Below are 12,010 nucleotides of genomic sequence, written 5' to 3'. Positions count from 1 at the left end.
TTTATTTCAGCATACACCGAGAGTAACTGGATCATGGCCAAAGACACATCTGACATGCCTGCTCAAGCAGAAGACAATGTCGATGTGCCCCAAAGCAATCCAGACATCCAGTTTGAAAGCAATGCTGCGCCGCGCAAACCTGGCGTAAAGGGTGTTGAAGTCATTGCAGACTTCGTAAAACGCTTGCCCCTTGGCCCCGGCGTCTACCGCATGTTTGATGAGGACGGCGAAGTCCTCTATGTGGGTAAAGCCCGTTCGCTGAAAAAGCGCGTCACAAGTTACACTCGGCTTCAGGGCCAATCCAACCGCATCATGCGGATGATCATGGCAACCGCTGCCATGGAGTTCGTTGAAACCCGCACAGAACCAGAAGCCTTGCTGCTGGAAGCAAACCTGATCAAGCGTTTGCGCCCTCGCTTCAACGTACTTCTACGTGACGACAAGTCCTTTCCATACATCCTGATCAGTGCCGACCATGAAGCCCCTGCCCTGATCAAACACCGCGGAGCTCGGGCCCGCAAAGGCGACTACTTCGGACCTTTTGCATCCGCTGGTGCTGTCAATGACACCATCAACGCCATGCAAAAGGCGTTTCTCATTCGCAACTGCTCCGACAGCTACTACTCCAACCGCTCACGCCCTTGTCTGCTCTACCAAATCAAGCGCTGCGCTGCACCGTGCACCGGTGAAATCTCCATCGAGGACTACAAAGGACTTGTCGCAGAGGCAAAGTCTTTCCTCTCGGGCAAAAGCCAGCTCATCAAGCAAGATCTGGCAGTGGCTATGGAAAAAGCCTCAGAGAACCTCGACTTTGAACAGGCAGCCGTCTACCGCGACCGCATCGCCGCACTGTCACATGTTCAGAGCCATCAGGGTATCAACCCGCAGAGCATTGACGAAGCAGATGTCTTCGCCACTTATCAGGAAGGTGGTCAGACATGCGTACAGGTCTTTTTCTTCCGCACAGGACAAAACTGGGGCAACCGCGCATACTTTCCAAAAGCGGACAAAAGCTACGAACCCTCAGAAATTCTGGAGAGCTTCCTCTCCCAGTTCTACGAGGATAAACCGCCACCACGTATGGTGTTGCTCTCTCATGAACTGGAAGAGCAAGAACTGCTGGCAGAAGCCCTCTCAGCAAGGGCCAATCGCAAGGTCGAAGTTGCAATTCCAAAGCGCGGCGAAAAACGCGAGTTGGTGGAGCACGCACTCACGAATGCCAAGGGTGCTCTTGGCCGGAGACTTGCTGAGACATCTAGCCAGCTGAAACTCTTGAAGGGCGTCGCGGAAGCCTTTGACCTAGACCGCACACCACGTCGCATTGATGTCTTCGATAACTCCCACATCTCAGGCACCAATGCTGTTGGTGGGATGATTGTTGCAGGCTCTGATGGCTTTGCGAAAGGCCAGTACAGAAAGTTCAACATCAAGTCAGAAGACCTGATCCCGGGCGACGACTACGGCATGATGCGAGAGGTCCTCTCTCGCCGTTTTGCTCGTCTGATGAAGGAAAACCCGGAAGGCTACGAACAAGCTGCCCGTTTCACCGCACAATCAAAAACTGAGCAAAAAGCCGGTGAGGAAGAGCAGGATGTCGCGCCATCCAATGCTGACATCCCTGCATGGCCTGATTTGGTATTGATCGATGGCGGTAAAGGTCAGCTCAGCGCTGTCCGCGATACACTTGAAGAGATGGGCATCACGGACATCCCATTGGTCGGCATCGCAAAAGGCCCTGACCGCGATGCAGGACGCGAGAAGTTCTTCGTCACAGGCAAGCAAAGCTTCATGTTACCTGAGCGTGATCCAGTCCTGTACTTCGTGCAACGCATGCGAGATGAAGCCCACCGCTTCGCGATCGGCTCCCACAGAGCTCGCCGCAAAAAAGCGATCGTCGCAAACCCACTGGACGAAATCGCGGGTATTGGTCCGACAAGAAAGCGCGTTCTGCTTCATCACTTTGGCACTGCAAAAGCAGTTTCAAAAGCGGGTATCGATGACTTGCGAGCTGTTTCAGGTATCTCCGAAAGCATTGCAAAACTGATCTACAATCACTTCCACGAATAATCACGGGATAAAGCATTGTTTTCACAAATAGAAAACGACTCTGCGCTATTCTCATCAAAATTTAGCAGCCAAAGGTGAGATCAGTGCATTCAGACAGGGTATTATCAAAGAAAAAGCGAAATACCCCGATCTTGCTTCATCTGGTGCGCGCAGGAACACTCGCTGTCACCTTCCTGCTTCTTGCCTCATTATTCGCTCCAGGAAATCTGTTGAGCGAAGCGGTCGCTTTCTTTATCCCGCAACTTATCGCGTTGGGTTTCGTTGCTCTCCTAATCTGGCTCGTAATGGCCAGAAAGCTGCACTGGCTCCATTTACTATGCCTCTTAGGCTTAATCATCTCTAGTTTCTGGATGGTCACCAGCATCCGGCTCGTCACTCAGCCTGTCGCAATTCTGGAGAACCACCCCAAGAGCAAGTCGTTCAACGTCATGAGTCTCAACCTCCTGCATATGCAGTTTGAAAAGGAGGCCTTACAGGAGCTCATCGAAAAACGGCAACCGGACCTGATCGTGTTTCAGGAAACCGCAAGCGCAACTCCTCGTCTGAAAGCGTTCCTGACTGAGAATTATCAATACGCTATCCTACCGCCAGCAAAGCGCGACACGGATCTCACAGTCTTCAGCAAATTTCCGCTTAAAAACTCAAAACGGGTTCATATACCTGGCCTCGGGCAAAACGGTTACATTCCGCGCGAGTTCTTGAGCGCAGATCTCGACATCAACGGCACCCTAATCCAGCTCTATGCAATCCACCCGGCAAGTCCACGCAGTCAACGTCGTCTAGATGGACGGACGACCTACATGAATTATGTGTCAAATTACATACGGGAAAAGCAGACAGATTCACCCATTATGGTTTTAGGGGACTGGAACACACCTGTATGGTCAGATACCTTCCAGAAATTACTTTCAGATTTGAAGCTGAAAACAACCTTTACCAGCCTCATTCCGCAGACAACTCGATATTTTATCAATCCATTTCTTGGAAAAATGTTGGGATCAAAAGTCGATCACATCACCTCTTCCGAAGAAATAATAATCAAAGACCTCATAATTGACGAAGACGTCGGCTCAGACCATTTTCCAATCTTCGCAACACTTCACATATTACCCTAAAGTAAGCATATAATAACTTTCTAAGGATTAGTCCGGAGGGAAATTTGGAATGCCACGAGAATTACTCATATCCTTCGATGCAGACCAAACCCTCTTTGATTTTCAACGAATTCTGGACGAAGCCCTCATCACCACCGCAAGTTTTTTAAGCCATTACTCCGACAAACCCATCACTCCCAAACGCCTCAAAAAGATACATAAATCCCTCATTGAAGACGCAGGCCCCAATAACATTCGCTTACTGGAAACTCGAAGAGCTTCATTTGAACAAGCACTTAATCCACTGAGCAATGCTAAGGATTTGTCCGAGCAGGCGCTGGAGATCTTCAAGAAAGTCCGCTTCGGAGACCCTTACTTTTACCCTCATGTCAAAGAAACGCTCGCAACACTTAAGCGAAACTACAAGACAGCACTCATCACCAATGGCAACTCTTGCCCTAAAAGCGCTGGCATCGCCCACCTCTTCGACTTCGTGGTGATGGCAGAAGAGTATCCCTACAAAAAACCGGATCCTCGTCTCTTTGATGCCATGCTTTCAATGGCTGGTATGAGTCCCGACAAACTCATCCATGTCGGCGACTCTTTGGAGCACGACATCGCAGGCGCGAACAATATTGGCGCCACCTCTGTCTGGTTTAACCCTCTGCAGCATGACAATCGATCCCATGTTCTTCCGGATCATTCCATTGCCTGCATGCGTGAATTACCAAGTTTGGTTGCTGGATACGCCTCACGCTAAAAGTTTGCCGTGGAACCTTGTGAGTAACCTCCCAGGGTTCTGGCCTCTCTCACGAATCCATGTATGAAGACCTAATCAAATTGAACGCGATGAGGCGCGCCGCGCCGCGAAGGGCCAATGGCAAAACTATATTTCAATTTCTCCGCAATGAATGCTGGTAAGTCCACTCTGCTGCTGCAGGCCTCCTATAACTATCAGGAGCGTGGCATGCACAGTTTGCTGTTCACAGCAGCCCTCGACAATCGCACCAAGGTCGGAGAAATTTCATCGCGTATAGGTTTGAAGTCAGATGCCCTGATCTACGACACAAAGCTTGATCTGTTCGCTTGTATTGAGGAACAACTCAAAGAGCACCAGTTCAACGCCGTTTTCATCGATGAAGCGCAATTCCTGACAGAAGCTCAGGTCTGGCAGCTGGCCCATGTTGCAGATCATCTTCGTATTCCTGTGATGGCTTACGGTTTGAGGACCGACTTTCAGGGCAAGATGTTTCCAGGCAGTGCCGCACTCCTCGCCATTGCAGATATCCTCCGCGAAGTGAGAACCATTTGCTGGTGCGGTTCCAAAGCAACAATGGTGGCCCGCGTAGATGAAAGCGGAAACATTGTCGAAGAAGGTGATCAGGTTGTCATCGGTGGCGAGGAATCCTACATCTCGCTTTGCAGAAAACACTGGTCCATGCGCAAACTTGGGGAACCTACCGGTGAAAACAAGGATGCACACGCCGACATGATGTGCGAACCTGTAGACCACTAAAACTACGTTTAGTCTGGGAGAATAAACATGGGCTTTTTCTCAAATCTGTTTGGCGGCAACAAAGATGAAAAATCAACGCCAGCTGCAAAGGCAGAAGAATTTGAAGGCTACCTGATTTACTCTGAACCTTCTCGCCGTGGAGGACAGTGGCAAACTGCGGGTCGCATCACCAAGCAATTTGGTGAAGAGACCAAGGAACACACCTTTATCCGCGCAGACACACATGGCTCTGAGGATGAAGCAAAAGAGTTCTCTTCACGCAAGGCAAAGCAGATCATTAAGGAAATGGGTGACGGGATGTTTACATAATCCCGTATACTCCCCCGAAGTCCTGCACAAATAAGCGTGCTACAATTGACAGGACGCACTTGGATGTGCACACCCTGCGTATGAGCGCTTGTTAGCCGCGTAAACTTGAAGGTTCATATGTCCCGTAAGCTTATATTTTCGCTTCCAAATATTCTTACTTACGGCCGTATTGCTGCTGTGCCAGCTCTGGCTGTGTGTTTCTATTTCCCAACCCACACCGCCCGTTGGATTGCATTGAGTATCTTCTTCATAGCTGCAATCACAGATTTCTTTGACGGCTACCTCGCCAGAATTTGGCAGCAACAGTCCGCTCTTGGTCGCATGCTGGACCCAATTGCCGACAAACTTCTTGTTTCTGTTTGTCTCCTAATATTGGCATGGGATCAGACAATCGGAAACTGGTCCATCTTTGCTGCCATCATCATTCTTTGCCGAGAAATCCTTGTTTCCGGCTTGCGTGAGTTCCTCGCTGAGCTTCGTGTTTCAGTCCCTGTTACCAAACTGGCTAAATGGAAAACCACTGTCCAACTCGTTGCCTTGGGCTTTTTGCTCGCAGGTGATGCTGGAGATGTTGTTTTCCCCTACACCACATCAACTGGTATAGTGCTACTTTGGGTCGCAGCGATTTTAACCCTATATACGGGGTATGACTACTTCCGCGCCGGAATTGGCCATCTGATTGAAGACTAATTCCTGTAAAAGACAAGGCTTCCACGAAAAGGAAGCCATACAATACCGGGGCTCAATCTCATGAAAATTCGTTACTTCGCTTGGCTGCGTGAGCGCACTGGAACCTCTGAGGAAACCATTGAGCTTCCAGAAACTGTTAAAACCGCAGGCGAATTGATGAGTTGGCTCGCAGCTCGTGATGAAGGTTATGCATTTGCCTTCGAACAACCAGAAACCATTCGCATTGCAGTCAATCAGGAACACGTGGAAGAAGATCACGTTTTGTCTGGAACTGAAGAAGTTGCGTTCTTCCCGCCTATGACAGGCGGTTGAGGAACACCTTCCCTCCAGCATATCTCAAAGTCTGCGAGTACCATGTCAAACAGCACCACCACAGAATTTACAGTTCGCGTTCAGGCTGAAGATTTCGACGTTTTAGCGGAAACCGAAATCCTCACCAAAGGCCGCAAGGATGTCGGAGCTATCGTTACCTTCACCGGTCTTTGCCGCGATGAAGGCGGTACGCTTGAAGCTCTAGAGCTAGAACATTACCCAGGCATGGCCGAAGCTCAGATCTCAAAGTTTGCGCAGCAAGCCGTTGAACGTTGGCCTCTGACAGGCCTCACGATCATTCATCGTTTTGGCAAAATTCCTCCAGGCGACAACATTGTTTTGGTCATAGCAACCAGCTCTCATCGTCGAGCCGCCTTCGAAGCTTCTGACTTTCTAATGGACTTCCTAAAAACGCAGGCGCCATTTTGGAAGAAAGAGCATCTCAAAGAGGCATCCGAGGGAACTTGGGTCGAGGCTAAAGCAATTGATGATGCCGATGCAGCACGCTGGGACGAGCAGAAAACCAAATAGCTCCAGCATTCCATAAACATGCAGCACGCAACAATGAACTGGCACTTGCCTTGACATAGCCATGTTTGCCAGTTCAAATAGAAGCTAATTTGAGTTTATTAGGTCGCAATCGCGACCTCTTACCTTTTTTGCACCCAACAAACAGGTCTCTGATGTCTGCAGTTTCTGATCTGCAGCATGAGCGAGCACCTCATCCTGGGCTTTCCTTATGGGAAATTGTCAGCCTTGTTGCAGCGCTTATGGCGCTGAACGCGGTTGCGACGTCAATGATGCTCCCGGCTCTTCCAGCTATGAGCGCTGCATTATCTGTCGCCGACAATGATCGCCAATTGGTGATCACAGCCTACATGCTTGGTCTCGCTTTTGCTTCTCTCTTTTTCGGTCCGCTTTCGGATACGATTGGTCGTCGAACCACGTTGCTGATCGGCCTCAGCCTGTACATCATTGGTGGAGTGTATTCGACATTCGCTGTAAGCTATGAGCACATGCTCGCAGCTCGAACCCTCCAGGGTATCGGAGCTGCAGCGCCGCGCGTTGCATCCATTTCAATGATCCGGGACTGGTACAGCGGTCGTCAAATGGGCAAGGTGATGTCCTTGGTCATGGTGGCTTTCCAGATTGCCCCCGTGATTGCTCCATTTCTCGGACAGATCGTCCTGTGGGTCGCTCCATGGCAAGGCGTGTTCGCTGCCCTAACTCTGTTTGGAGTGCTCTTATTTGTCTGGTGTTCGATGCGCCTTCCTGAAAGCCTCGACCCCATAAACCAACGCCCACTGGAATTACGTTCTGTCCTCAGTGCATATCGGTTAGCCCTCACCACTCGTGTGACTGTTGGCTACATGATGGCCATGACATTCATCTTTGCCTGCCTGTTCGCATTCATCAATTCTGCGCAGCAAGTCTTCATGGAACGCTTTGCGCTCGCTGACCTGTTCCCAATCGTGTTTGCGGCAATCTCAATCGCGATGGCTCTTTCCTCCTACCTGAACTCTCAAATGGTGGAGAAATATGGCCTCAGAAGAATGTCGCATATGGCATTGCTTGGCTTTACCGCAACTTCTGTTTTGACAGCAGCAATTGCCTACAGTGGTAATCTGACAATCGTGACATTCATAGCAATTCAGTCACTGGCTATGTTCTTCTTCGGCTTCATCGGCCCGAACTTCAACACCATGGCAATGGAACCATTGGGGCGCGTTGCAGGTGCAGGCTCAGCCATGATTGGCTTCATCACCACATTGATCGGCGCCCTGCTCGGTGCTGGAGTTGGCAAGTTGTACAATGGGACCGAACTTCCCCTCGTCTATGGTGTCGCTTTGTTCTCGATCCTTGGCTTGATCTGCGTGCTGATCACAGAAAACGGCAAACTCTTCAAACCGCAGCACGAACAACAGCTCGCAACCGAATAAAACGAGAAAGCCCGCCACTCAGTCAGAGCAGCGGGCTTTGAATTTTCATGCGGCGAAGAAATCAGCTTGCAACAAGCAACTCTTCTTTCGCAGGCTGTACAGCAGCCATGTAATCCTCGATCATCAGCTTCGTAATATCGCCCGGAACAAAACTGTGCAGCCCGATTTCAGAAACCGGTGTCACTTCAGCAGCAGATCCAGTCAGGAAGCACTGTTCAAAGCCTTCCATCTCTTCAGGCATGATACGACGCTCAATCACTTCGATACCACGAGCACGTGCCAGATCAATCACAGTGCGGCGCGTTATGCCATCAAGGAAACAGTCCGCAATCGGAGTGTGGATTGCCCCGTCTTTGATGAAGAAAACATTCGCGCCAGTCGCTTCAGCAACACGGCCCTGCCAGTCCAGCATCAAAGCATCGGAATACCCTTTTGCTTCTGCAGCATGCTTGGAGATTGTGCAGATCATGTACAAACCAGCTGCCTTCGACTTGAACGGCGCAGTCTTTGGATCAGGGCGACGATATTCCGCCAGATCCAGACGAATACCCTTCAAACGCTCTTCTGGAGAGAAGTAGCTCGGCCACTCCCATGCAGCAATCGCCAGGTGGATGGTGTTGGACTGAGCTGAAATGCCCATCATCTCACTGCCGCGCCAGGCAACCGGACGCAGGTAAGCATCTGTCAGGTTGTTCTCGGCAAGCATCTGTTTACACGCACCGTTAATCTGCTCTTCGCTCCACGGAATAGTGAAGCCCAGAACCTCTGCAGAAGCATGTAAGCGTTTGGTGTGTTCTTCCAGCTTGAAGATCTCGCCGCCATAGGCGCGTTGACCTTCGAACACACTGCTTCCGTAGTGCAATCCGTGCGTGAGCACGTGCACCTTGGCCTCTGACCACGGAACAATTTTTCCATCCAACCAGATTGAGCCTTCTAGTTGATCAAAGGGTATACCCGCCATTTCTCTTCTCCATATGGCGAACAATTCACGGTGCAGGCAAGGCAAGGACTTGCCAGTCAAGGTGTGTTCTAGCTAAATCAATGAGTTTATAAAGGATAGGTATACAGAGCAGCCGTATTACAACTACAGATGATCAATACCTACCCGCGACGTAAAACCGATGAAGAAATTAATTTTTCAACTATTGCGCACATGCGACGTGTTGAGTTCTTTCCTTTCTTCAGCGATGAGTAACTTGTAACTATCATTCTGAAATAAGTCAACATGACTGACGTATTTTTTGTGAGATTAAAAAATAGGCAGTTATCCGGGACAGGAAATGAATAAAAAAGACAGCGATTCACCACGGTTTGACCTTATTGAACTGTTTTTCTTCGCTTATCGCGATTTTACGGGTGATCCGGATGTGCTTCTCGATGAGCTGGGTTTTGGTCGTGCCCATCACCGTGTTCTTCATTTTGTGCACAGAAACCCCGGAATCAGAGTCTCTGACCTGCTCGACATTTTAAAAATCACGAAGCAAAGTTTAGGACGTGTTTTGAAACAGTTGGTGGATGATGACTTCATTTGTCAGGAACCAGGAGCGTTGGACCGCCGTCAGCGCCTGCTATATACCACTGAAAAAGGTACAGAATTTTGTGCCCGGCTATCCAAACTCCAGTCCCAACGTATTAATAAGGCGATCTCCATGATGCCAGATGGCAGTGATGAGATTGTCCGCCAGTTTTTATATCTTATGATTGATGAGAATGATCGCAGCGAAGTTGCCCGTCTCATCACCAAACAAACAGATTGAGGAATTACCGTGGCCCGCTCTGCTCTTCTGGAAGATGATGCACCTCACATTCTCCTGATTGATGATGACAGCCGTATCCGCGACCTGCTCCAAAGGTTTCTCGGAGAAAGCGGCTTTCGGGTAACCGTCGCAAGAGACGCAGTAGAAGCCCGCCGCAGATTATCCGGCCTGGAGTTCGACCTACTCATTTTGGACGTCATGATGCCAGGCGAAAGCGGAATTGAGCTCGCAAAAGACCTGCGCCGTTCCAAAGCTGTCCCCATCCTCATGCTCACAGCCCGCTCCGATATTGAAGATCGGATTGAAGGACTGGAAGCTGGCGTCGATGATTATGTCTCAAAGCCGTTTGAACCACGCGAATTACTCCTTAGAATTTCCGCCATTCTCCGCAGAGGTGGCCCAAAGCCAAAAATGAAACTCGAAGTATTGGCGTTCGGCCCGTTTCAATACAATGCAGAACGTGGTGAACTAAAACGCAATGACGAACATGTCCGCCTGACTGATCGCGAAAAACAAATCCTCAACACCTTCGCGGAAAAGCCTGGTCAAACTGTAGCACGAACTGACCTTGTGGGAGCAGATGCTGCACTTGGTGAGCGCACAATCGACGTTCAGGTGAACCGCTTGAGAAGAAAGATTGAGGAAGACCCCGGCAATCCCCTGTACCTGCAGACCGTGCGTGGGATAGGTTATCGGCTTATTACCAACTAGCTGCCATTATAGCAGCCAGCGCACAGGCGAGCAGCGAGAGGACAATGGGCTTATCAGACCGGTTCACACTTCCACAATGGATCAGAACGCTTTTAAAGCCCTACTTCGCGGTGACCAGCTGGCTGCATTATCGGCTTCCGAAGGGCCTTTATGTCCGTGCTCTGCTGATCATCGTCATCCCCTTCCTGATCCTGCAATCAGTCCTCGCTTTCGTTTTCATGGAACGCCATTACGATCTGGTAACGCGCCGCCTGTCTGAGGCAGTGGTGCGGGAAATCGCTGCTGTCGTCGATATGACTGAAACCTATGCTCATGACGATAACTACGCCACGCTTAAAAGGATTAGTGCAGGTGCATTAGGTCTGTCCGTATCAGTCCTTCCCAAAGAGCCACTTCCAGCAGCAAAGCCTAAACCGCTCTTCGATTTGGTAGACCGATACATGACCCGCGAGATCGCGGCTCGTATTGGAAAACCATTCTGGATTGATACAGTGGGCGCAGCCCGGTTCGTCGAAATCCGCATCCAGCTGGAAAACAAAACACTTCGTATCATCGCTCGTCGCAGCCAGACGTATGCGTCGAACTCCCATATCTTCATCGTCTGGATGGTCGCCACCTCGCTGGTTTTGATCATTATCGCAGTCTTGTTCCTCAGAAACCAAATTCGGCCAATCGAGCAACTGGCAGATGCTGCTGAGGAATTCGGCAAGGGCCGACAAGTCTCCAACTTCCGCCCACATGGCGCTCGTGAAGTCCGCCGTGCCGCTCTTGCTTTCGTGGACATGCGCCGCAGAATTGAGCGCCATGTTGATCAGCGCACGACCATGCTTGCAGGCGTCAGCCATGACTTGCGAACCATCCTCACGCGGTTCCGTCTTGAGCTTGCCCTGCTTCCTCAATCTCCTGAGGCAGATGCTCTGCGTAAAGACGTCGACGAAATGAACCGCATGTTGGAGGACTATCTTTCCTTCTCCAAAGGCTATGGTGACGAGCCGCCTGCTCCGGTCGATATCTCGCTCATGCTGGAGGATCTGGAGGTCGAAGCAGAGGTTGTTGGCGCTGACGTTGCATCCTCCTTCGACGGAGATCCACTTGTCATCGTCAAAGGCCGAGCCTTCCGGCGCTGTCTACTGAACGTGATTTCCAATGCCGCGCGCTATGGCAAGACGCTGCGCATCAAGGGCAATCGAACACCCGACTGGCTGATTATTACAGTTGATGATGACGGTCCGGGTATCCCTCGTGAAGAGCGGGAGAACGTCTTCCGTCCCTTCCACAGGCTGGATACGGCCCGCAATCAGGACAGCGGTGGCTCAGGCCTCGGCCTGGCGATTGCAAGGGATATCGTGAGAAGTCATGGCGGGGAAATCTTCTTGCGCCAGTCTCCACTGGGCGGCCTGCGCGTTCGCATTCGCATTCCGATCTAGCTCACAGTATGCACACATGCGAAGAGCACCACATGGCATCCCATGCAGTGTTGAACCAGAATTCCCGGAAATCGGGATGAGCAAGACGGCAGGCAATACCTGCGCTACTTATTAAATAATGTTTCTTCGGCATCAGCTACACGCCTTGCCCGGGCTTTCTTGTAATGAACAACGTCGCCTCTTTTGC

13 protein-coding genes are annotated in these 12,010 nt (G+C 50.5%); 12 read left to right on the top strand and 1 reads right to left on the bottom strand.

What is annotated here, in order from left to right; genetic code table 11:
• Positions 1 to 33: 33 nt before the first annotated feature.
• The 9 genes from uvrC to PsWM33_RS18660 all read left to right on the top strand — a co-directional run bounded on the left by uvrC (position 34) and on the right by PsWM33_RS18660 (position 7,928).
• A complete protein-coding gene (uvrC, locus tag PsWM33_RS18700; RefSeq protein WP_063301229.1) occupies positions 34 to 2,067 on the top strand; it encodes an excinuclease ABC subunit UvrC in 2,034 nt (677 codons plus the stop codon).
• Positions 2,068 to 2,276: 209 nt separating this feature from the next.
• Positions 2,277 to 3,182, top strand: coding sequence for an endonuclease/exonuclease/phosphatase family protein (locus tag PsWM33_RS18695; protein WP_208994637.1), 906 nt, complete (start codon positions 2,277 to 2,279; stop codon positions 3,180 to 3,182).
• 49 nt (positions 3,183 to 3,231) lie between these two features.
• Entirely contained in the window at positions 3,232 to 3,921 is a 690-nt protein-coding gene (locus PsWM33_RS18690) for an HAD family hydrolase (protein ID WP_063301227.1), read from the top strand.
• Between the two features lie 117 nt (positions 3,922 to 4,038).
• Positions 4,039 to 4,677, top strand: a complete 639-nt coding sequence (locus tag PsWM33_RS18685; protein WP_063301226.1) for a thymidine kinase — start codon at positions 4,039 to 4,041, stop codon at positions 4,675 to 4,677.
• 27 nt (positions 4,678 to 4,704) lie between these two features.
• Positions 4,705 to 4,986, top strand: coding sequence for an HlyU family transcriptional regulator (locus PsWM33_RS18680; RefSeq protein WP_063290025.1), 282 nt, complete (start codon positions 4,705 to 4,707; stop codon positions 4,984 to 4,986).
• A gap of 117 nt (positions 4,987 to 5,103) precedes the next feature.
• Entirely contained in the window at positions 5,104 to 5,676 is a 573-nt protein-coding gene (gene pgsA / locus PsWM33_RS18675) for a CDP-diacylglycerol--glycerol-3-phosphate 3-phosphatidyltransferase (RefSeq protein WP_057463579.1), read from the top strand.
• A 60-nt stretch (positions 5,677 to 5,736) separates the two neighbouring features.
• Entirely contained in the window at positions 5,737 to 5,988 is a 252-nt protein-coding gene (moaD, locus tag PsWM33_RS18670) for a molybdopterin converting factor subunit 1 (RefSeq protein ID WP_057463580.1), read from the top strand.
• Positions 5,989 to 6,030: 42 nt separating this feature from the next.
• Positions 6,031 to 6,519 carry a molybdenum cofactor biosynthesis protein MoaE gene (locus PsWM33_RS18665; protein WP_063301225.1) on the top strand — a complete coding sequence of 163 codons (489 nt, stop codon included), beginning with the start codon at positions 6,031 to 6,033 and terminating at the stop codon, positions 6,517 to 6,519.
• Between the two features lie 152 nt (positions 6,520 to 6,671).
• Complete coding sequence (locus PsWM33_RS18660) at positions 6,672 to 7,928, top strand: multidrug effflux MFS transporter (protein ID WP_063301224.1); 1,257 nt, start codon at positions 6,672 to 6,674, stop codon at positions 7,926 to 7,928.
• A 61-nt stretch (positions 7,929 to 7,989) separates the two neighbouring features.
• Here PsWM33_RS18660 and PsWM33_RS18655 read toward each other — a convergent pair whose 3' ends face one another.
• Complete coding sequence (locus tag PsWM33_RS18655; protein ID WP_063301223.1) at positions 7,990 to 8,889, bottom strand: branched-chain amino acid aminotransferase; 900 nt, start codon at positions 8,887 to 8,889, stop codon at positions 7,990 to 7,992.
• A 319-nt stretch (positions 8,890 to 9,208) separates the two neighbouring features.
• Between PsWM33_RS18655 and PsWM33_RS18650 the strand changes: the two genes are divergently transcribed.
• The 3 genes from PsWM33_RS18650 to PsWM33_RS18640 are packed head-to-tail and all read left to right on the top strand — an operon-like array spanning position 9,209 to position 11,823.
• Positions 9,209 to 9,685 (top strand): MarR family winged helix-turn-helix transcriptional regulator, encoded by a 477-nt coding sequence (locus PsWM33_RS18650; RefSeq protein ID WP_057463584.1) that lies wholly within the window; start codon positions 9,209 to 9,211, stop codon positions 9,683 to 9,685.
• A 9-nt stretch (positions 9,686 to 9,694) separates the two neighbouring features.
• Positions 9,695 to 10,396 (top strand): response regulator, encoded by a 702-nt coding sequence (locus tag PsWM33_RS18645; protein WP_063293978.1) that lies wholly within the window; start codon positions 9,695 to 9,697, stop codon positions 10,394 to 10,396.
• Positions 10,397 to 10,440: 44 nt separating this feature from the next.
• Entirely contained in the window at positions 10,441 to 11,823 is a 1,383-nt protein-coding gene (locus PsWM33_RS18640) for an ATP-binding protein (RefSeq protein ID WP_063301222.1), read from the top strand.
• The last annotated feature ends 187 nt before the right edge of the window (positions 11,824 to 12,010 follow it).

This window comes from Pseudovibrio sp. WM33 (assembly GCF_001623165.1).
Lineage (GTDB): Bacteria > Pseudomonadota > Alphaproteobacteria > Rhizobiales > Stappiaceae > Pseudovibrio.
The sequence above is the reverse complement of the archived record's forward strand: the minus strand, read 5'-3'. Positions and strand labels throughout refer to the sequence as shown.

Excerpts from the sequence above, each read along its gene's own strand:
- PsWM33_RS18685 (WP_063301226.1), top strand. The coding sequence starts at position 4,039 with ATGGCAAAACTATATTTCAATTTCTCCGCAATGAATGCTGGTAAGTCC.
- PsWM33_RS18690 (WP_063301227.1), top strand. The coding sequence starts at position 3,232 with ATGCCACGAGAATTACTCATATCCTTCGATGCAGACCAAACCCTCTTT.
- pgsA (WP_057463579.1), top strand. The coding sequence starts at position 5,104 with ATGTCCCGTAAGCTTATATTTTCGCTTCCAAATATTCTTACTTACGGC.
- PsWM33_RS18650 (WP_057463584.1), top strand. The coding sequence starts at position 9,209 with ATGAATAAAAAAGACAGCGATTCACCACGGTTTGACCTTATTGAACTG.
- PsWM33_RS18660 (WP_063301224.1), top strand. The coding sequence starts at position 6,672 with ATGTCTGCAGTTTCTGATCTGCAGCATGAGCGAGCACCTCATCCTGGG.
- moaD (WP_057463580.1), top strand. The coding sequence starts at position 5,737 with ATGAAAATTCGTTACTTCGCTTGGCTGCGTGAGCGCACTGGAACCTCT.
- PsWM33_RS18655 (WP_063301223.1), bottom strand. The coding sequence starts at position 8,889 with ATGGCGGGTATACCCTTTGATCAACTAGAAGGCTCAATCTGGTTGGAT.
- PsWM33_RS18665 (WP_063301225.1), top strand. The coding sequence starts at position 6,031 with ATGTCAAACAGCACCACCACAGAATTTACAGTTCGCGTTCAGGCTGAA.
- PsWM33_RS18680 (WP_063290025.1), top strand. The coding sequence starts at position 4,705 with ATGGGCTTTTTCTCAAATCTGTTTGGCGGCAACAAAGATGAAAAATCA.
- uvrC (WP_063301229.1), top strand. The coding sequence starts at position 34 with ATGGCCAAAGACACATCTGACATGCCTGCTCAAGCAGAAGACAATGTC.
- PsWM33_RS18640 (WP_063301222.1), top strand. The coding sequence starts at position 10,441 with ATGGGCTTATCAGACCGGTTCACACTTCCACAATGGATCAGAACGCTT.